Origin of the sequence: Salinisphaera hydrothermalis C41B8, from assembly GCF_000732535.1 — a bacterium.
GTDB lineage: Bacteria > Pseudomonadota > Gammaproteobacteria > Nevskiales > Salinisphaeraceae > Salinisphaera > Salinisphaera hydrothermalis.
In genome coordinates, this window is sequence record NZ_APNK01000011.1 from 49378 (window position 1) to 69630 (window position 20253).

Annotated in this window: 19 protein-coding genes and 2 riboswitches; of the genes, 16 read left to right on the forward strand and 3 right to left on the reverse strand. The window is 63.0% G+C overall.

Going from position 1 to position 20253, the window contains the following annotated elements; translation table 11 throughout:
- The first annotated feature begins 14 nt into the window (after nucleotides 1–14).
- Nucleotides 15–104, forward strand: a riboswitch (glycine riboswitch).
- An 11-nt stretch (nucleotides 105–115) separates the two neighbouring features.
- A riboswitch (glycine riboswitch) is annotated at nucleotides 116–195 on the forward strand.
- 54 nt (nucleotides 196–249) lie between these two features.
- The 16 genes from gcvT to C41B8_RS09395 all read left to right on the forward strand — a co-directional run bounded on the left by gcvT (nucleotide 250) and on the right by C41B8_RS09395 (nucleotide 17128).
- Nucleotides 250–1362: a glycine cleavage system aminomethyltransferase GcvT gene (gene gcvT, locus C41B8_RS09320; RefSeq protein WP_037336959.1), complete on the forward strand. Its 1113-nt coding sequence runs from the start codon at nucleotides 250–252 to the stop codon at nucleotides 1360–1362.
- Nucleotides 1363–1459: 97 nt separating this feature from the next.
- Entirely contained in the window at nucleotides 1460–1855 is a 396-nt protein-coding gene (gcvH, locus tag C41B8_RS09325; RefSeq protein ID WP_037336961.1) for a glycine cleavage system protein GcvH, read from the forward strand.
- Nucleotides 1856–1929: 74 nt separating this feature from the next.
- Complete coding sequence (gene gcvPA, locus C41B8_RS09330; RefSeq protein ID WP_037336965.1) at nucleotides 1930–3309, forward strand: aminomethyl-transferring glycine dehydrogenase subunit GcvPA; 1380 nt, start codon at nucleotides 1930–1932, stop codon at nucleotides 3307–3309.
- A 1-nt stretch (nucleotide 3310) separates the two neighbouring features.
- Entirely contained in the window at nucleotides 3311–3820 is a 510-nt protein-coding gene (tpx, locus tag C41B8_RS09335) for a thiol peroxidase (protein WP_037336967.1), read from the forward strand.
- A gap of 5 nt (nucleotides 3821–3825) precedes the next feature.
- Nucleotides 3826–5316 carry an aminomethyl-transferring glycine dehydrogenase subunit GcvPB gene (gene gcvPB, locus C41B8_RS09340; RefSeq protein WP_037336969.1) on the forward strand — a complete coding sequence of 497 codons (1491 nt, stop codon included), beginning with the start codon at nucleotides 3826–3828 and terminating at the stop codon, nucleotides 5314–5316.
- 93 nt (nucleotides 5317–5409) lie between these two features.
- Nucleotides 5410–6345 carry a carbohydrate kinase family protein gene (locus tag C41B8_RS09345; RefSeq protein WP_037336972.1) on the forward strand — a complete coding sequence of 312 codons (936 nt, stop codon included), beginning with the start codon at nucleotides 5410–5412 and terminating at the stop codon, nucleotides 6343–6345.
- A 37-nt stretch (nucleotides 6346–6382) separates the two neighbouring features.
- Nucleotides 6383–6925, forward strand: coding sequence for a GNAT family N-acetyltransferase (locus tag C41B8_RS09350; protein ID WP_051883330.1), 543 nt, complete (start codon nucleotides 6383–6385; stop codon nucleotides 6923–6925).
- 109 nt (nucleotides 6926–7034) lie between these two features.
- Entirely contained in the window at nucleotides 7035–7838 is an 804-nt protein-coding gene (gene lgt / locus C41B8_RS09355) for a prolipoprotein diacylglyceryl transferase (protein ID WP_037337107.1), read from the forward strand.
- Entirely contained in the window at nucleotides 7835–8644 is an 810-nt protein-coding gene (locus C41B8_RS09360) for a thymidylate synthase (RefSeq protein ID WP_037336974.1), read from the forward strand. Before lgt ends, C41B8_RS09360 begins: the two co-directional genes overlap by 4 nt.
- 98 nt (nucleotides 8645–8742) lie before the next feature.
- The gene (locus tag C41B8_RS09365) at nucleotides 8743–10458 is read left to right on the forward strand and encodes a putative bifunctional diguanylate cyclase/phosphodiesterase (RefSeq protein ID WP_051883331.1); all 1716 of its coding nucleotides are present in this window, start codon (nucleotides 8743–8745) and stop codon (nucleotides 10456–10458) included.
- Nucleotides 10459–10505: 47 nt separating this feature from the next.
- The gene (locus C41B8_RS09370) at nucleotides 10506–12044 is read left to right on the forward strand and encodes a sensor histidine kinase (protein ID WP_037336977.1); all 1539 of its coding nucleotides are present in this window, start codon (nucleotides 10506–10508) and stop codon (nucleotides 12042–12044) included.
- Complete coding sequence (locus tag C41B8_RS09375; protein WP_037336979.1) at nucleotides 12041–12538, forward strand: dihydrofolate reductase; 498 nt, start codon at nucleotides 12041–12043, stop codon at nucleotides 12536–12538. Before C41B8_RS09370 ends, C41B8_RS09375 begins: the two co-directional genes overlap by 4 nt.
- Nucleotides 12539–12589: 51 nt before the next feature.
- Complete coding sequence (locus tag C41B8_RS09380; protein ID WP_037336982.1) at nucleotides 12590–12862, forward strand: acyl-CoA-binding protein; 273 nt, start codon at nucleotides 12590–12592, stop codon at nucleotides 12860–12862.
- Between the two features lie 791 nt (nucleotides 12863–13653).
- Entirely contained in the window at nucleotides 13654–14490 is an 837-nt protein-coding gene (locus tag C41B8_RS09385; RefSeq protein ID WP_051883343.1) for an NAD-dependent protein deacetylase, read from the forward strand.
- A gap of 344 nt (nucleotides 14491–14834) precedes the next feature.
- Entirely contained in the window at nucleotides 14835–15761 is a 927-nt protein-coding gene (locus C41B8_RS09390; protein WP_232226033.1) for an ROK family protein, read from the forward strand.
- 140 nt (nucleotides 15762–15901) lie between these two features.
- Entirely contained in the window at nucleotides 15902–17128 is a 1227-nt protein-coding gene (locus C41B8_RS09395) for an ATP-grasp domain-containing protein (protein WP_037336984.1), read from the forward strand.
- A gap of 400 nt (nucleotides 17129–17528) precedes the next feature.
- Here C41B8_RS09395 and C41B8_RS09400 read toward each other — a convergent pair whose 3' ends face one another.
- The 3 genes from C41B8_RS09400 to fmdA all read right to left on the reverse strand — a co-directional run bounded on the left by C41B8_RS09400 (nucleotide 17529) and on the right by fmdA (nucleotide 20214).
- A complete protein-coding gene (locus tag C41B8_RS09400; protein ID WP_037336985.1) occupies nucleotides 17529–18572 on the reverse strand; it encodes an aliphatic amidase in 1044 nt (347 codons plus the stop codon).
- Between the two features lie 82 nt (nucleotides 18573–18654).
- The gene (locus C41B8_RS09405) at nucleotides 18655–18972 is read right to left on the reverse strand and encodes an FmdB family zinc ribbon protein (RefSeq protein WP_037336988.1); all 318 of its coding nucleotides are present in this window, start codon (nucleotides 18970–18972) and stop codon (nucleotides 18655–18657) included.
- A gap of 12 nt (nucleotides 18973–18984) precedes the next feature.
- The gene (gene fmdA / locus C41B8_RS09410; RefSeq protein ID WP_037337118.1) at nucleotides 18985–20214 is read right to left on the reverse strand and encodes a formamidase; all 1230 of its coding nucleotides are present in this window, start codon (nucleotides 20212–20214) and stop codon (nucleotides 18985–18987) included.
- Nucleotides 20215–20253: the final 39 nt, after the last annotated feature.

Below are 20253 nucleotides of genomic sequence, written 5' to 3' on the forward strand. Positions count from 1 at the left end.
TCCGATACACGATCGCAAAACGCGTGGGAGAGAGCGGGGAACCCCCGCCGCCGAAGGCGCAATTCCGCCCGGAAACGCTCAGGCCACAGGACCACGCACGGGCCGCTCGCCGGCCACGATCGACTCTGGAGAGCAACCGCGAGCGCGGTTCACCGACGGGGCGAATCTCTCAGGTGCCAGGACAGAGGGGCGGCGGAACGAGACTTACGGTCTTTCAACTGCTGCATTTCGTCAACAAGAGTCGATCGCATGGCTAATCAGACCCCGCTCTACGACGAGCACGTCGCCGCCGGCGCCAAGCTGGTGGATTTTGCCGGCTGGGACATGCCGATCAACTACGGCTCGCAGATCGCCGAGCACAACACGGTGCGTGAATCGGCCGGGATGTTCGATGTCTCGCATATGCGCCCGGTGGATATCGAAGGCGCCGAGGCGCGCGATCTGCTGCGCCATGTGCTGGCCAACGATGTCGCCAAGATCGACGAAGTCGGCCGGGCGTTCTATACCTGCATGCTTAATACCCGGGGCGGCGTGATCGACGACCTGATCGTTTATCACCTCGGCGAGAACTGGTATCGCATCGTGGTCAATGCGGCCACAGCGACCAAGGACATGGCCTGGATTACCAGCCAGGCCGAGGAATTCGACGCGAGCGTGACCTCGCGCGACGATCTGGCGATCATCGCGGTCCAGGGGCCCAAGGCACGCGAGCTCACCAAGGACATACTCGACGACGACCTCGCCGCCGAGGCCATGGAGCTCAAGCCGTTCCGCGCGGCCGCGGCCGGCAAATGGTCGGTCGGCCGGACGGGTTACACCGGCGAGGACGGCTTCGAGATCGTGTTGCCGGATGACTCGGCGGTCGAGATCTGGCGCGCGTTACAGGACGTCGGCGTCGCCCCGATCGGGCTCGGCGCGCGCGATACGCTGCGCCTGGAAGCCGGGTTGAATCTTTACGGCCAGGATATGGACGAAGACACGTCGCCGCTCGAGTCGGGGCTCGGCTGGACGGTGGCGTTTGAACCCGCCGATCGCGAATTCATCGGCCGTAACTCGCTGGAGCACATCCGCGAGCACGGCGAGGCGAAGAAGATGGTCGGCCTGCTGCTGGAAGGCCGGGGTGTGATGCGCCACGGTGCGGCCGTACGCGCGGCCGGCGACGAGGCCACCGAGGCCGAGGATGCGGCCGGTGAAGTCACCAGCGGCAGCTTCGCCCCGACTCTGGGGCGCTCGATCGCCCTGGCGCGCGTACCGGCGGACTGGTCGGACACCGTCGAAGTGTTGCTACGTGGCAAATGGGTCAGCGCGCGCATCGTGAAGTATCCCTTCGTGCGTAACGGCAAGATCCGCGTCGACATCTAGCGGTTCGTCGAGCTATCCGTTATTGGCGGGCGGCCCGTTGGCGGGGCCGCATCGCTTATCATTTCGACTCGTCAAGGGGTCAATCCAGGATAAGAACATGAGCGACATTCCGAACGAACTCTCCTATACCAAGAGCCACGAGTGGGTGGCCAACGACGGCGACGGCACCGTGACCGTCGGCATCACCGAATATGCCCAGGGCTCGCTGGGCGATCTGGTGTTCGTCGAGCTGCCGGAGACCGGCACCAAGTTCGCCGTGGGCGATCCGGTGGCTGTGGTCGAGTCGGTCAAGGCGGCCTCGGATATCTATGCGCCGGTCGACGGTGAAATCGTCGAAGTCAACGAAGAACTCGCCGATTCGCCCGAGCGCGTGAACGAAGATCCGTTCGGTGAAGGCTGGCTGTTCAAGATGACGGTCGACAACACCGAGCAACTGTCCGATCTGCTCGACGCCGAGGCCTACGGCGACATCGTCGAGGCCGAAGAGGACTGATCGATCCATTGCGGCGTCGGCGCTGGGCGTCGACGCCATCCCGGTTCCAGATTCGGTTTCAACCCGTAAACGCTATGCCTTTCATTCCCCATACCGACAAGGACATCACGGACATGCTGGGCGCCATCGGCGCGGACAGCGTCGATGCCCTGTTTTCCGAAATCGATCCGAAGCTGCGCGACGTCGATATCTCGGCGATTCCGGAGCGCGCCAGCGAACAGGCGATCACGCGCCTGATGCAAGAACGCGCCGCTCGCGATGCGGGCGGGCTGTGCTTCATCGGCGCCGGTGCCTACGAGCACCACGTGCCGGCAGCGGTATGGGAACTCACCACGCGCGGCGAGTTTTACAGCGCGTACACGCCCTACCAGCCGGAGGCCAGCCAGGGCACGCTTCAGGTCGTCTACGAATACCAGACGATGATGTGCGGGCTGACCGGCATGGATGTGGCCAACGCTTCGCTTTACGACGGCGCCTCCGCGCTGGCCGAAGCGGTGCTCATGGCCGTACGGGCGAATCGCAAGTCCAAGTCGAAGCGGGTACTGATGCCGGCGAGCGTACACCCGTACTATCGCGAGGTCGCGCACAACATCTGCACGAACCAGGACATCGTGTTCGAAACCATCGGCTTCGACCACGTGACCGGCAAGATCGACATGGCCGCTCTCGAGGCCTGGGCCGGCGAGGACATCACCGCGCTCGTTATCCCGCAGCCGAATTTCTTCGGCGTGCTCGAGGATGTCGATGCGCTGACCGATTGGGCGCGAAACAACGGCGCGTTGGCGATCGGCGTGGTCAACCCCGTGTCGCTGGCGCTGCTCACGCCGCCGGGCGAGTGGGGCGATGGCGCCGGTGCCGACATCGTGGTCGGCGAAGGTCAGCCGTTGGGGGCGCCGCTGGCCGGCGGCGGGCCGTACTTCGGCATTCTGTGTTGCCGCAAGACCCACGTTCGGCAGATGCCCGGGCGCGTAGTCGGACGTACGCACGACATGGACGGCCGCCCGGGGTATGTGTTGACGCTGCAGCCGCGCGAGCAACACATCCGTCGGTCCAAGGCGACCTCGAATATCTGTACCAATCAGGGTTTGCTGGTCACCGCGGCAACGATTCACATGAGCCTGCTTGGCCCGGAAGGGCTGACCAACGTGGCCGCGACCTGTGCCGCGACCACGCGTCGTCTCGTGTCGCGCCTCGCCGCACTGGACGGCATCGAGCGCGTGTTCTCGGCGCCGTTCTTCCACGAAGCCGCGCTGCGGCTGCCGATACTCGCCCAGCCGGTGCTCGACGCGCTGGCCGAGCGCGGCGTGCTCGGCGGTGTCGCGCTGGGCGAATTCTTCGACGGCATGGACGACGTCATTCTCGTCTGTGCCACCGAAACCAAGACCGAGGACGATCTGGCGGTTTACGTCGACGCGCTCTCGGACGTACTGGCTGAAATGGTGGAGGTTGCTTGAGATGAGTCAAACCATCACGCGCCGCGGCGCACCCATGAACGTGGCCGGCAAGCTGCCGCAGCCGGGCGACAAGCTACCGCCGATGCGGTTGACCGGCAGTGATCTGGCAGATGTCGGGCTCGACGCATTCGTGGGCAAAGCCAAGATCTTCAATATCTTTCCGAGCCTGGATACGCCGACCTGTGCGCTGTCGGTAAAGCAATTCAACGCCCGTGTCGAGACTATGAACGACGTCGTGTTGTTGCAGGTCTCGGCCGATCTGCCGTTCGCCCACAAGCGGTTCTGTGCCGCCGAGGGGTTGGAGAACGGCGTGACCCTGTCGATGATGCGCGACAAGACCTTCGCTGCCGACTACGGCGTGCTGATCGAGGACGGCGGCATGGCGGGGCTGTGCGCCCGCGCCGTGATCGTGGCCGACGCCGACGACACGGTCGTCTATAGCCAGCTCGTCTCCGAGATTGCCGAAGAGCCCGATTACGACGCCGCCATCGCCGCGCTCGAAAACCGCTGATTGCCATGACTGAACGACTGATCTTCGAACACAGCCGTCCCGGCCGTCGGGCCTTCGCCCAGGCGCCGGCCTCCGCGCCGGCGGTGGACGATCTGCCGGCGAATCTCAAACGCGAGAGCGCCCTCGGCCTGCCGGAAGTTTCCGAGCTGGACGTGGTGCGGCATTACACGCGTCTGTCGCAGCTCAACTTCTCCATCGATACGCACTTCTACCCGCTAGGTTCGTGCACGATGAAGTACAACCCGCGGGCCTGTAACACGCTGGCCTCGTTGCCCGGGTTTCTGAATCGGCATCCGCTGGCGCCGGCCTCGCACAGCCAGGGCATGCTGGCCTGCTTCCACGATCTGCAGGAAATACTCAAGACCGTGACCGGCATGTCTGCCGTGTCGCTTACGCCGATGGCCGGCGCGCAGGGTGAGTTCACCGGCGTGGCCATGATCAAGGCCTACCACGAAGCCCGCGGCGACACCGAGCGCAACGAGATTCTGGTGCCGGATGCCGCCCACGGCACCAATCCGGCCACGGCCGTGATGTGCGGTTGCAAGGTGGTCGAGATCCCGACCGACGCGGACGGCGACGTCGATATCGAGGCCCTGCGCGCCAAGGTCGGCCCGAAGACGGCTGGCATCATGCTGACCAACCCGTCCACTCTGGGCGTGTTCGAGCAGGACATCCTCGAGATCTCGAAGATGATCCACGAGGCCGGCGGCCTGTTGTATTACGACGGCGCCAACCTTAATGCCATTCTGGGCAAGGTGCGCCCGGGCGACATGGGCTTCGACGTCATCCACATGAACCTGCACAAGACCTTCTCGACGCCGCACGGCGGCGGCGGGCCGGGTTCCGGTGCGGTCGGCGTGTCCAAGCGCCTGCGCGATTTCATGCCGATCCCGGTGGTGGGTCGTGAAGGAGAGGGCAAGAGCGCCCGTTACCGGTGGCTGACCGAGAAGGACGTGCCGAATACCATCGGTCGCGTGTCGACCTTCATGGGCAATGCCGGCGTGTTGCTGCGGGCGTACGTCTACGCGCGCCTGCTGGGCCGCGAGGGCATGACGCGGGTCTCCGAGTTCGCCACGCTGAACTCCAACTACTTGATGGCCCGACTCAAGCAGGCCGGCTTCGAGGTCGCCTTCCCGGACCGACGCGCCAGCCACGAGTTCATCGTCACGCTCAAGAAACAGAAACAGCAGCTCGACGTCACGGCGACCGATTTCGCCAAGCGGCTACTGGACTACGGCTACCACGCGCCGACCATCTACTTCCCGCTGCTGGTGCCGGAATGCTTCCTGATCGAGCCGACCGAAACCGAATCGCGCGAAACGCTCGACGGCTTCGTCGACGCGATGGTCGCGATCTGGAACGAGGCCAAGGCCGATGCGGCGACGCTCAAGAATGCCCCGGTCAGTCTGCCGGTGCGTCGCCTGGACGAAGTCGCGGCGGCTAAGTCGCTCGATCTGAAATACGAACCGGCCGACGACGCGCGCTCGGCGGCCTGATTAAATCCGATAAGATGCGCCGCGAGCCCGAGGCCCGCGGTGCTTCGGCGGGCCGTGGCGCCTGCTTCCGATCATTTGATGAAAGGACGATCTATGTCTGCGCTGATCTGCGGTTCCTTTGCCTTCGATACCATCATGGTCTACTCGGGGCAGTTCAAGAACGAGATCCTGCCCGATCAGGTTCATATGCTGAACGTGTCGTTCCTCGTGCCCGACATGCGCCGTGAATTCGGTGGCTGTGCCGGCAACATTGCCTACTCGCTGGCGCTGTTGGGCGGTGACGGTCAGGCCATGGGCACTGTCGGCAAGGATTTCGACGACTACGCTGACTGGATGGACCAGCACGGCATCAGCCGCGACTACATCAAGCGCATTGATGACGCCTACACCGCGCAGGCGTATATCACCACCGACATGGACGATAACCAGATCACGGCGTTCCACCCGGGTGCCATGAATCATGCGCACGAGCAGGCCGTGCCGACCGACGCCGGGATCACGCTCGGCATCGTCTCGCCAGACGGCAAGGACGGCATGGTGTCGCATGCCCAGCAGTTCGCGGACGCCGGCATCGATTTCATTTTCGATCCGGGGCAGGGGCTGCCGATGTTCAACGGCGCCGAGTTGAAGACGATTATCGATCAGGCCACTTATTTGACGGTCAACGATTACGAAGCCAAGCTGGTATGTGATCGGACCGGTTTAAGCGAGGCTGACATCGCCGCCAAGCTCGATGCCTTGGTGGTGACCAAGGGCGCCAAGGGGTCGGTGATCTATGCCGATGGCAAGACCTACGAGATTCCGACCGGCAATCCGTCGGCGCTGTCCGATCCCACCGGTTGCGGCGATGCCTTCCGCGCTGGCCTGATCTACGGTCTGCAGCAGGGTTACGACTGGGAAATCACCGGTCGCATCGCCTCGCTGATGGGCACGATCAAGATCGAGCGGCCGGGTACGCAAAATCATCGGTTCACGATGGACGAATTCAAGACGCGTTTTGCCAAGGAATTCGGCCGCGAGCTGGGCTGAGGAGCGACGGTACGGCGCATGACTTGAGCTCGTTGCCATGATGACCGTTATGCCCGACACGCTCGATACGGAGCGGCTGCATCTGCGTCGGCCTGAGGCGACGGATGCAGCCGCTATCTTTGCCTATGCCAGCGATCCGGTGGCCACGCGCTACATGATCTGGCCGACCGCCCAGGATATCGACGATACGCACGATTTTCTCGATGACGTCGCCGCGGGCTGGGCTGATGGTGACGATTTCTGCTATGCGATCGTCGAACGCAGCAACGGCGATCTGTGCGGTGCCGTGTCCTGTCAGTTCAATCAGCACGGCGCGGAGATCGGATACATCCTGGCGCCCGAGGTCTGGGGGCGTGGTCTGGCCACCGAGGCGGCAGCCGTCGTGGTCGAAGCCGCCTGGGCCAACGACGATCTCTACCGGGTATGGGCGACCTGTGATATCGACAATGCCGCTTCGGCGCGCGTGCTGGAAAAACTCGGTATGCAATGCGAAGGGCGGTTGGCACGCTGGTCGCCGAGCCCGAATCTCGCGCACGACCCCACGCCGCGCGATGCGCTGTGCTTCGCGCTGACGCGTTGATCGCTCCGAGGTCGTGCGGGCCGCGGGGCCGCCGTGTGCCGGCGCATTCAATAAATCGTCATCGATTTGATCGCCATTCCCGCCCTGGGTGCTGCTAAACTTCGCCGCCATGTTCGTACGTCCCGATTTCGATCCGATCGCGTTCTCGATCGGCCCGTTGGCCGTTCATTGGTACGGCCTGATGTATCTGCTGTCTTTCCTCATTGGTTGGGGAATGGGCGTGGTTCGCACGCGACAGCCACACGTGCACTGGCACAAGGAGGAAGTCGGCGATTTCCTCTTCTATGTCGTGCTCGGCGTGGTGTTCGGCGGGCGCCTCGGCTATGTGCTGCTGTACCAGCCCGATCTGTTCTATCACCACCCGCTGCAGATCTTCGCGGTGTGGGATGGCGGCATGTCGTTCCATGGCGGCATGATCGGCGTGTTCATTGCCTCGGCGTTGTTCGCGCGCAAGACGAATCGCAGTTTCTTTCAGATCACCGACTTTGTCGCGCCGATCGTACCGATCGGGCTGTTCTTCGGCCGCATCGCGAACTTCATCAACGGCGAGCTGGTTGGCCGGGTGACCGACGTGCCGTGGGCGATGATCTATCCGCATGTCGGCCCGCAGCCGCGGCACCCGTCGGAACTCTACGAAGCTTCGCTGGAAGGGCTCGCGCTGTTCGCGATTCTGTGGATCTACGCGGCCAAGCCGCGTCCACGGGCCGCGGTGTCGGGGTTGTTCCTGGTGGGCTACGGCTGTTTTCGGTTCTTCTGTGAGTTCTTCCGCCAGCCCGATCCGTTCGCCGGCTTCGTGGCTTTCGGCTGGATGACCCTCGGCCAGGTCTATTCGGCGCCGATGATCGTGGGCGGCATCGGTATCCTGATCTGGGCGTATACGCGACGCGACCCGAATCAGGCAGGGGCCAAATGACTGCTGCGATCGAGCAGCCTTATCTGGATCTCATGCGCGAGGTGCGCGATCACGGCGTGACCAAGGCCGATCGCACCGGCGTGGGGACAAAGTCGGTATTCGGCCGTCAGATGCGGTTCGACTTGGCCCGAGGGTTCCCGGCGCTGACCACCAAGAAACTGCATCTGCGTTCGATCATCCATGAGCTGCTGTGGTTCATTGCCGGCGATACCAATATCGCGTATCTACGCGATAACAAGGTGCGGATCTGGGATGAATGGGCCGATGAGAACGGAGATCTCGGCCCGGTCTATGGCTATCAGTGGCGCAGCTGGCCGGCGCCCAGTGGCGAAGCGATCGATCAGCTATCGCGGGTGATCGAGGCCATTCGGCGTAACCCGGACTCGCGTCGGCATATCGTGACCGCCTGGAACCCGGCCCAGGTCGACGATATGGCGCTCCCGCCGTGCCATGCCTTGTTTCAGTTCTACGTCGCCGACGGCCGCCTGTCGTGTCAGCTTTATCAGCGCAGCGCGGATATCTTTCTTGGCGTGCCGTTCAACATTGCGTCCTACGCCATCCTCACGCATATGATCGCGCAGGTGTGCGATCTCGCCGTGGGGGATTTCGTGCATACGCTGGGAGATGCGCATCTGTACCTGAATCATCTGGATCAGGTCGAGACCCAACTGGCGCGTGAGCCGCTTTCGCCGCCGCGGCTTTGGCTGAACCCGGAAATCGATGATGTTTTCGATTTTCGTTTTGCCGACATCGAGTTGCTTGATTACAAAAGCCATCCCACGATCAAAGCGCCGATCGCTGTCTGAACGCCGGCTGGCGGGGTGCGCCGCGGAGATATTTTAAGCGCACGGTCGGTTACTTGCCGTAAACTCGCGCCATGAGGTTTCAATAAGAACTAGTCACATTGAACCAGGGAAAGGGCCCGGTTCGTGTTCTCGTCGTTGAAGACAGCGACGAAGATCGCGAACGTCTGGCCAGCCTATTGGCAGCGGTAAGCGGCGTGGACTATACCGTCACGTTTGCGACGGATCATGCTCAGGCGGAGTATGAGCTGTCGCGTGCTGCCCACGATATCTGCCTGCTCGATTACCAGCTCGGCACGCGGACCGGTCTCGAAGTGCTGCGCAGCGCCGCGGCGCGTCGTTTTGCCGGGCCGGTCGTGGTGCTGACGGGCAATGCCAGCTACGAGATCGATCTCGCGGTGATGAAGGCGGGTGCGGTCGACTTTCTGGCCAAGGAGTCGCTGACGCCGATTCTGCTCGAACGCGTCATACGCTACGCGGTACAGCAATACGCCGATCAGGCGCAGTTCACCTATCTGGCCGAGCACGATCAGATCACCGGCCTGTTCAACCGGCGCGTGGTCCAGGAGCGCATCGCCGAAAAGTTCGCTGAGCCGCTCGGGCAACGCGATCCGTTTGTCGTGATCTACTTCGATCTGGATGGCTTCAAGAGCATCAACGATTCGCTGGGACACAGCGTGGGGGACAAGGCGTTGGCTCTTGCCGCCGAACGCCTCCAGACGTGCTGCGGTCTCGATGTGCTGCTTGGCCGCATGGGCGGCGATGAATTCGTTGCGGTGGCCGACACTGCCGAAGTCGCGCATATCGACAGCATGCTGGGCGCCGTACTCGATCGGTTCCGGCAACCCTTGATCGTCGGAGAACACGAGTTAAGTGTCACGATTTCGATCGGCGCGGCCCGCTATCCGGAAGACGGGGCGGATGGCATGGCGCTGCTCTCCCATGCGGATGCGGCCATGTACGCCGCCAAGCGCGCCGGACGAGATCGATTCCAGTGGTATGAACAGACCCGTGAAAAGACCGAAAACGAGCCGATCGAGTTGGCGAACGAACTGCGGGTTGCGCTCGAACGCGACGAGCTGTATCTCGTCTATCAGCCGCAATTCGAGCTCGACACCGGCCGCATCGTGGGGCTGGAAGCGCTATCGCGCTGGCATCATCCGCGACTCGGCCCGATTTCGCCGACACGGTTCGTCGCGCTGGCCGAGTCGCAGGGGTTCATTAATGAGTTGAGCGACTGGGTGCTCACTTCGGCATGCCGGCAATATCTGGCCTGGCGCGATTACGGTCTGATCGACGCCGATACGGTCCTGGCGGTGAATGTATCCGCGCATCTCGTCAGCAGCGCGGGCCTGCTGGCGAGCGTACGCCGGTTACTCGATGAGCGGGGGATGCCGCCGGCGTGCCTCGAACTCGAATTCAGCGAAGCCGCGGTCATCCTCGACGACCGTGTATTCGACGATTTGCTTGCGGCGCTAAAGAACCTGGGGGTTCGTGTCGTTATAGATGATGTCGGGCGGGGACGCTCTACGCTCCAGTCGCTGACCCGGCGTCCGGTGGATGTGCTCAAGATCGACCAGAATTGCCTGCGCGGTGTCGTGGACAATCCGAACGATCAGGCGATGGCCCGCGCCATCATCGCGTTGGGTGCGAGCCTGGGTATGCGAGTGGTGGCCGAAGGAGTGGAGAACGATGGACAGCGACGTTTCCTGGCCGACAATCACTGTGGTTTCGCCCAGGGCTTCTACTACGCGCCCGGACTGGCGACACCGGATGTGACCGAGCTTCTGGCGGGCGCGACGGCCCCGATGCATTGATCGGGATCGGCGTGACCGCGCTCATGCCCCTAGATCACCGGATCGCCATGACCAACTCATACGCTGACGGTTCGAGCTTGCCCGTAGCCGGCGACGACCCCGGGTTCGCCGAGCGCGCGCTTGATCTATTGCTTTCGCGCGATACGTCGCTGGCCCTGTGCGGCCTGACGCTCGATGGGCGAATTCGCCGCTGGCACGATAGCGCAGAGCGATTGCTGGGTCATTTCGCGTCCGATGTCATCGGTCGTCGCCTGGATTATCTGGCGCCGGCCGAATATCGGCATCAGGGCGTGGTAACGCGGACCTTGTTTGGTGCCTCGGCCGCGGGCCATACGCAGCTCGACCTACCGCTGATCGCGCGCGCGGGCGCGCGCAAGACTTGTCGCCTGGATATCCGGCCACAGGCCGAAGCGGAACCCGGCTTCGCGGTACTGGTGCAGGAGATCGGTGCCGGATGCGATGCGCCCAGCCGCGCCCGCGGGCCACGCAATACCCGGGCCGCGCACCGTGCCAACCTGGCGTTGATCGGGGGCGAGCCCGGCTGGATCGGACTGGGTCTGGAAGCCGAGGTCCGGCATGTCAGTCCGCAGGCGGCGCAATGCCTGGGGATTGGCGACCGGGACTGGGTGGGGCGCCCGCTGTCCGATTTACTGCGGCCGACCGAGGACGAGGACTGGTATCGATTGCTGCATCGCGCGGTCGAGACCGACCGGCCGCAACAATCGCTCGTGATCCCCGCGACGCGGCAGGCGAGCGATATCTGTTGGCCGGCGACACTCGTCGCGCTTTACGATGAGGCCGGAGACGCCCTGATGGGCTTCACCCTGGCGCTGGGCGATGCCGAAAAAAGCGCCGACCGGCGTACGGCGCCGATGACCGACGTGGCTCAGTCGCCCGAGCGAGCCTGGTTCAACGCCGTCGTGCACGATTTGCGCGAGCCCCTGCGCCGGGTGCGCGGGTACGTCGAGGTCCTGCGGCGCGATGAAGCGCCTACGCTCGGCGCGCAGGCCAATGATTATTTGGCCCGCATCGATACGGCGATTGCGCGCCTACAGGACAATGTCGGGGGCGTCCTGCGGCTGGCCCGTCTCGATCAGACCCCGTTCGTGCCCGAGCGCGTCGAGCTCGAGGCGGTGATCGACGCCGTGCTCGACGATCTCGAAACGCTTGTCCGCGACCACGGCGCCCGGATTGATATCTCCGCTCTGGGAGCGGTCTCTGGAGACCCGGTGCAACTGCGCTTGTTGTTCCAGAACCTCATTGATAACAGCATTCGCTATCGCCGACCGGACGTGCCACCGCGTATCGCGATCATGCGGCTGGACGGGGATTCGGACGACGGCATGCTGCGATTGCGCTATACCGACAACGCCCGCGGGTTCGAACGCGGCGATGCGGAGCTCGTCCGATCGCAGCCGGACAAAGTCGAAGGCACGGGCATCGGGCTCGATCTGTGCCGGCGCATCGCGCGGCGTCACCGAGGGGATCTCGAGATCGCGGAAACGCACGGGCAGGGCACGACGTTTATCATTAAGCTTGCTCGAGACACCGATTCGGGCGCGACCCAGAGCCTGGAGACCGAATGAATCAACCGCGCATCAGCCTGATCGCGGCCATGGATGCCAACGGCGTCATCGGCGCCAGCGGCGGCATGCCGTGGCATCTGCCGGACGATTTGCGCTGGTTCAAACAGAATACGCGGGACAAGCCCATCCTCATGGGCCGTCGTACCTTCGAGTCGATCGGGCGCGCGCTACCGCATCGTCGCAATATGGTGTTGACGCGCCGCGCCGATATCGAGGCCGCGGACATCGAAACGGTGGATGCCTTCGACGCCGCGCTGGCGCGGGTGGCGGGCGCGGCCGAGCTCATGGTCATCGGTGGAGCTCAGGTCTATACGCTGGCGTTACCGTACGCCGACCGGCTGTTGATTACTCGGATCGATGCCGAATATACCGGCGATACCTGGTTTCCGGCCGTCGATTGGCGCCACTGGCGGTTGATTGCGGACGATCCGCGGCCGCCGGTCGGGGAAACGCCGGGGTATCGGTTCATGACGTACGAGCGTATAGCTGGTTAGACTGCAGTCGTGATTTCCCACGAAAGCCGCACGCGGCCGCAAGGAGCCTTCATGGCAGATACGCAAGCCGAATTCGAACAGGCACAGAAGGACGTCGAGACGCTGTCGCGGCGTCCGAGCAACGACGATCTGCTCGCCCTTTATGCCCACTACAAGCAGGCGACGGCGGGGGATGTGTCCGGCAAGCGCCCGGGCATGACTGATTTCAAGGGCCGTGCCAAGTACGATGCCTGGGCCAGCCTGAAGGGCATGGACGCCGAAAAAGCCATGCAGGGCTATATCACCAAGGTCGGCGCTTTGTTCGATGCCGAACGCGATCGTTAATTCCGCGCCCCTACGGCTGCCGATTGACTGTTTTCCGACGCCTGGCCCAAGGGCGTGTTGAGGTTTCGTACGAGTCCGCGCCAAGCGCTGTTTTGCGGCAAGACGAGGCGTAGCGAACGTGGCGTAGTTGTTCTACGCGAGAGAGCGACAACGCTGTATTGCCGCAAAACAGCGCTTGTCCCGAAGGGTTGGGCCGCCCATAAAAAAATTAACTAGGGGCGCCCGGCGGCGTTGCGAGTCTGGGTCGTGGCACGCCAAGACGCGGCGCCCCGCGCCTTGCCGGACACGATTTGCGGACGCCAACGCGGCGCTCGCACGAAACCTCAACACGCCCTAGCAGCCGATGGCCGCGGCAAGCACGCGGTCGCATACGGGCGCCCATCCCGGCATGGATGTTTTCATGCCGGGTTATTCGGGGGTGTCGACACGCCCGAATTCCGCACCCAAGCAGCTGACACTCCCCGCTGTTTCCAACGCCACTTAAAACGAACGTGGGGATAATCCGGCCGTCATTTTGGATCGGGTCGCGGCTTTCAGCTGGCGTGGTCATGCTCGCGCATACTCACGTTATCGATCCTGAAATTCATTGATGGATGCCGGGTCGGTAGGACGTGCCGGCTGCATCGGAGCGCGTCGCTGGTATCGTAATTGACTCGACATGCAGTGCGGTCGGAGCGGCTTATTGCGCTGCCATGCGATGGCCGAGACGATAAGCGGTGTCACCGTTTGCGATATCCGGCCGATGACCCACCGCTCTATACGGAGTAGCCGTGACTGAAACCGATGCGTTGATGGCGCCACCGGATACCGCGAGCACGATGAACGCTGATCGGTTGCGCGAGTTCGTTTCAACTCATCGTCGTCTGTTTGTGTTGACGGGCGCGGGTATGAGTACCGATTCCGGTATTCCCGACTATCGGGATCGGGACGGCGGCTGGAAAGGGGCCAGCCCGATCCAGCATCAGGCCTTCGTCACGCAATTGTCGAAACGGCGTCGCTACTGGGCGCGCAGCATGGCGGGCTGGCCTCCAGTCGCCCGGGCGCGCCCCAACTCGGGACATCTCGCGCTGGCGCGGCTCGGGGCAGCGGGACAGCTGTCGCTGCTTGTGACGCAGAACGTGGACGGCCTGCACCAGGCGGCCGGCAGCCGCAACGTCGTGGATCTGCATGGCCGGCTGGATCGCGTAATCTGCCTGGATTGCGGTACCCGCGTCTCGCGTCACCGAGTCCAGGAGATGTTGATTGCGGCTAACAGCGGCTGGCTGCACGACGCCGACGCGATGCGGCCGGACGGCGATATCGAGCTCGGCGATGTCGACTACGATGCCTTTAATGTGCCGGACTGTCCGGCCTGCGGCGGCATACTCAAACCCGACGTGGTCTTCTTCGGCGGCGCCGTGCCCAAATCGCGGGTCGAGCGGGCCTGGGCCGGGCTCGCCCGTGCGGATGCGGTGCTGGTCTCCGGGTCTTCGTTGATGGTGTGGTCCGGTTTTCGCTTCGTTCGCGAAGCGGCGCGAAGCGGGCTCCCGATCATGGCAATCAACCACGGGCGTACCCGAGCCGACGACTTGCTCACGCATAAGATCGACGGCGATTGCGGCACGTTGCTCGATCAGGCGATTGATTAGAGGTCGTCGGCTTTAGAGCCTACTGGAATGGGCTTTTAATACATCCCGCTGCGCCGTTTCGTGCTTTCTTGAGGTAATGCGGCCGTGTTTGCCCCAACCGATGAGCTAGGAATCGTTCGCTACCGCATTCGTTGCAACGACAACGTCGGGCCCGGGATGAGGACGCGGCCCGGGACGAATCCGAACGTGGTCGCGGGGTACGGCTGGGCCGCGAAAGCCGGTGTATAGCGCATCGCAAGTCGTCGATCGAGGGCCTACACTAACCCTCTAATGCCACGTAAAGCGCCGTTCATGTCTCGTCCTATTCCCGGGTGCGCCCGATGCAGCCTGTGGAGTCGTCGCACGTGAGCGCGAGCGATTTGCGGTTGGGTATCGATCTTGGCTGTTCTCGCATGATCGGGGCGATTATCGATGGCGATCATCGCGTGCATGCCGAGCGACACCTCGACGTCCCGATCGGCGACTACCCGGCCACGGTTGCCGCCATTGCCGCGATGGTGAGTACGCTGGAGCAGGATGTTGGCATCGAGGGGCTGCCCGTCGGCGTGGCGACGCCCGGCCGGTTGAACGCGTCCAAGCATCTCATGTGCGGTTCGCACGTCAGTTGGCTCAATGCGCGTCCTTTGCCGCGCGATCTGGCCGCTAACCTGGGGCGCGATGTGCGGACTGCGCACAAGGCGGGTTGTCTCGCCCGGGCCGAATATCTTGACGGTGCGGCCGAAGGCGCCACTCGAGTGTTCGCGGCGGTATTGGGTACCGGTGTATCCGGCGCGCTATTGATCGATGGGCAACTCTTGGGGGGGAGCAACGGCTTCGCTGGGACCTGGAGCCACAACAGCCTGCCGTGGCCGACTCCGGCTGAATCCCGTACTGCCCCGACCTGCGGTTGCGGCCAACACGGCTGTATCGAGGCATGGCTGTCCGGTCCAGGCATGAGCGCTGATCACGTCCGGCGCGGCGGGCACGCTTTGACCGTGCCCGACATCGTGACGCGAGCCGAGGCCGGGGAACGCCTGGCCGGCATCACCCTGCGTGACTGGCTTGCACGTAGCGCGCGCTCGTTTGCCGCCGTGATCAATTTAATGGATCCACAGGTGATTGTGGTTGGCGGTGGGCTGTCGCGTATTCGCTGGCTTTACAGTGAAGTACCCAAGATATGGGGTCGGCACTGTGTTGCCGACGAACTTAGAACAACCTTGGTACCGGCGGCTCACGGCGATGCCTCGATAGCCCGCGGGGCGGCGTTGCTGTGGCCGCTGCCACAGTTGTAGGGCGTCTCTCGTGACGACGCGCCGAGGGCACCTTCGAGTTTTGTACGGGCTTGAGGCGCTCCGGAGCTCAGGGAAAATGCCGGTTCCGCGTATTACCCCCTGTGCTATGGTCAGGTAACGATTCGTTCCATGGAGCCGAAATGGCGGAGAAGAATCCGGATAAAGGTTATATAGCGCTTCTGGGGTGGGCCCTGGGCGCCATCGAAGCGGCGGAAAAGTTCGACCGTCGATTTGTCGTGGTGGCACCGGAATGGGCCGAGGATTATTGCCAGCAGCATGACATCCCGTACGTGCCCTGGAACTTCGAGCGGCTCAACGATCGCTCGATGGAAATCGCGGAAACCCTCAAGAACATGGGCGTGGATGTTGCCGTGCCGTTGTTCGAGGAAGTCGTCGAATGGGCCGGGGCGATCAACTCGGTGTTGATGGGCAACCCGCGGCTGCATGGCCAGGCCGTGCTGTTCCGCGACAAGGCCTTGATGAAGCGCCGAGCCCAGTTGGGCGGCATCCGCGTGGGGATCTTCGAGGAAGCGCACGAGAAGGACGATGTCTATCGCTTCTTCAAGCGCGTGAACCAGACGCTGCTCAAGCTCGACGGCGACGTGGATGATCCCATCCATCTCAAGGCCTTCGACAAGGCCGGCTGTCTCGGCCATCGCATGATCCGTAGCGCCGAGGAAATCGAGCAGATTCCGGAGTCGGAATACCCGCTGCTCATGGAGAGCCACCTCGACGGCTGGGAGTTCGCGGTCGAGGCCTGGATCTGGGACGGCAAGATCCAGTTCCTGAATATTTCCGAGTACGTCACGCTCGGCTACTCGGTGTTCGTGCCGGCCACGCCGGAGCTGGAATCGTGGCGTCATCTGATCACGCAGCAGATCGAGCTGTTGATCAAGACCTTCGACATCCAGTTCGGCCAGATTCATCCGGAATATTTCGTGACCTCCGACGGCACGATGTATTTCGGCGAAGTGGCTTATCGGCCGCCGGGTTTCAAGGCGTTCGAACTGATCGAGCGGGCCTATGGCTTCAACGCCTATCAGGCCTCGATGCTGGTGTTCGACCCGAAGACCACGGAAGAGGAAGTCAAAGCCTTCTTCCCGACGCCGGTCATCGACGCCAAGGGCTACGCCGGCTGCTTCGGCGTATACCCGCGCAAGCGTGTGGTGTCGCAACTCGAGATTCCCGAGGAAGTCGCGAATCACGAGTATTTCGATCGTCACGAGTTGACTGCGCCGTTGCAGGAAACCGTAACCAAACGCAACGCTTTCGGTACGCACTGGGGGCTGGTGTTCTATTTCGGCGACGATCCGCATCGCATGCGCGACTGGCTGAAGCACAACGAAGAGCTGGATTTCTACGTCTAGCATCCCCGTAAGGGCACGGCCACGGACCGCGCGAGTGCGTGGCCCGTGGCCGTTTTTTTGCCTAGGGTCTGTTGAGGTTTCGTGTGAGTCCGCGCCAAGCGCTGTTTTGCGGCAAGACGAGGCGTAGCGAACGTGGCGTAGTTGTTCTACGCGAGAGAGCGACAACGCTGTATTGCCGCAAAAAAGCGCTTGTCCCGAAGGGTTGGGCCGCAAATCCCGCCCGGCGGCGTTGCGAGTCTGGGTCGTGGCTCGCCACGACGCGGCGACTCGCGCCTTGCCGGACACGATTTGCGGACGCCAACGCGGTGCTCGCACGAAACCTCAACAGACCCTAGCTCGCGGATTTCATCGCGTCGCCGGGCGGGCCGGCACAGCGCCAGCCGTCAGGCCGCGATCGAGATTAACCGTCTGTCCCGGTGCGTCCGGGCGTCGGCAGATCCTTGACCGGGCACGCGTCGGTGCCGATGGTCGGTCGGGTCAAGGCTTCCACGCGTTCGCGCATCGCCGCAGGGTCGATGACCCAGTCGCGATAGAACGAAAAAGGGCATTCCGCGAGCCCGCTTTCACCGTCGCCCGAGTCGTGGATGCCGGTATAGCCGCGGTGCAGCAGTTTGAATAGGTGGTTCTGCGACTGGTCGTTGATACGCGCGTCGCGGATTGCCGATACCGACAGTTGTGCGTACTGGATGCCATTCTCCTCGGTGCCGCATTCGCCCAGCGTCCGGCCGTCGAAGCCGATGATCGCGGAATGGCCGAAATAGGAATACACGCCGTCGAAACCCGCAGCGTTGGCCACGGCGACATACGAATTGTTCGCCCAGGCCATGCATTTCGACATCAGGATCTGCTGTTCCTTGGCCGGGTACATATACCCCTGGCAGCGCACGATCAGCTCGGCCCCTTTCATCGCGCAGTCGCGCCAGATCTCGGGATAATTGCCATCGTCACAGATGATCAGGCTGATCTTGAGCCCCTTCGGGCCGTCGCACACATAGGTGTCGTTGCCGGGATACCAGCCCTCGATCGGGCACCAGGGGATGCACTTGCGATACTTCTGAACGATCTCGCCAGCGTCGTTGATGAGAAGCAAGGTGTTGTAGGGCGACTTGTTCGGATGGTCTTCGTGCTGTTCGCCGGTAATCGAGAACACGCCCCAGGTCTTCGCTTCACGACAGGCCACAGAAAATATTTCGGTTTCGTCGCCGGGAATGGGCGCGGCCGTGGCCATCATCTCGTCGGGGTCGTACATGATCCCCTGGGTCGAATATTCGGGGAAGATCACCAGGTCCATGCCGGGCAGACCGACCTTCATGCCCTTGATCATCTCGGCGATGTGGCGGGCGTTGTCGAGGACTTCCTCGCGCGTGTGCAGTCGCGGCATCTTGTAGTTCACGACTGCGACGCCGACGGTATCGGCGCTGCTGGATATATCTCCGTGACGCATGTTTGTCTCTCTTGCTTGGGGTTCGTTTCGAATGAGCCAGCGCGTATGCGAGGGCCTGTGCATCAGGTTCTGAGCCGCAGGGTCAGTGGCTGATCATCCAGGGCCGATGCCCGGTGCGTGTGCGGATTCCGTCGCGGCGGGCGCTCTGTGTCGCCGTGCCACAGCCGCAACCGGCCGAATGCTCGTGTTTCGTCTCGAACCGGGGGCTATGGGCGCTGCGTTCGTTGGTCGCATGGGCGTGTCGGATCCCGGCATCAAGCACCGCCAGGCGGGGCGCGGACATGATGCGACCGGCCGATGCCTTGCAAACAGGGCAGTCGGCCGGCGCATCGCATTCGCTCATGCGCCGGTTCGTCTCGAAAGGACCGCATTCGGGACAGCGATATTCATAGATAGGCATGGCGTGCTCCGATCAGTCGTAGGCGATCGGCACGTCGACACGGCCGTCGATATGTTTCATCGGTCCGTCACTGCCGGGATGGATATCGAAGTCGAAGATTTCCGACGGAATCCATAGCGTGGCGCAGGAATTCGGAATATCGACCACGCCGCTGATATGACCCTGTACTGGCGCCACGCCGAGGATGGAATAAGCCTGGGCGCCGGAGTAGCCGAATTTCTTCAGATATTCGATCGCATTGAGACAGGCCTGCCGATAGGCGACGTTGACGTCCAGATAATGCTGGTGGCCGGTTTCATCGACCGAAATACCCTCGAAGATCAGATAGTCCTTGTAGTTCGGCGTGATCGGACTCGGCTTGAAGATGGGGTTCTTGATGCCGTACTTGGCCATGCCGCCCTTGATGAGCTCGACTTTCATGTGAACCCAGCCGCCGGCCATTTCGATGGCGCCGCAGAAGGTGATTTCGCCGTCGCCCTGGCTGAAGTGGAGATCACCCACCGACAGGCCGCCGCCGTCGACGTATACCGGGAAGAAGATCTTCGAACCGCGCGACAGATCCTTGATATCGACGTTGCCGCCGTGCTCGCGGGGCGGTACCGTGCGCGCGCCTTCCGCGGCTGCTTTGTCGCGGTCGTCGCCGGTCATGGCGCCCATGTGGGCGGTCGCGGCGACCGGCGGGTTGGCCAGCGGCGGCACGCGGTCCGGATTGGTGGCGATGAGGTCGGCCTCGCGGCGGTTCCAGGTTTCGAGCAGGTCCCGGCTCGGCAGGCAGCCGATCAGCCCCGGATGGATCAGGCCGGCGAAATGTACGCCCGGCACGTGCCGTGAGCTCGTGTACAGGCCGTGGAAGTCCCAGATCGACTTTTGGGCGTGCGGGAAATGCTCGGTCAGAAACCCGCCGCCGTTTTGTTGGGAGAAGAAGCCGTTGAAGCCCCAGGGCGCTTCTTCCTTGGCCCCGATATCCAGCAGATCGACGACCAGTAGATCGCCCGGGGCCGCGCCTTCCACGCCGACCGGGCCGGATAGATAATGGACGGTGCTCAGGTCGACGTCGCGCACGTCGGAGGCGTCGTCGTTATTGGCGATCGCGCCCGCGGTCCAGTCGTAGGTTTCCAGGATGAAATCGTCGCCCGGCTTGACCCAGCAAGCCATGGGGATGTCCGGGTGCCAGCGATTGTGGACCTGGGGGTTCTCGGTGGCCGGGGTATCGAGATCGACCTTGATCAGGGTATCGGTCATGCCTTGCTCCATGCAGCGGGGAATCGTCGAACGTTGCCG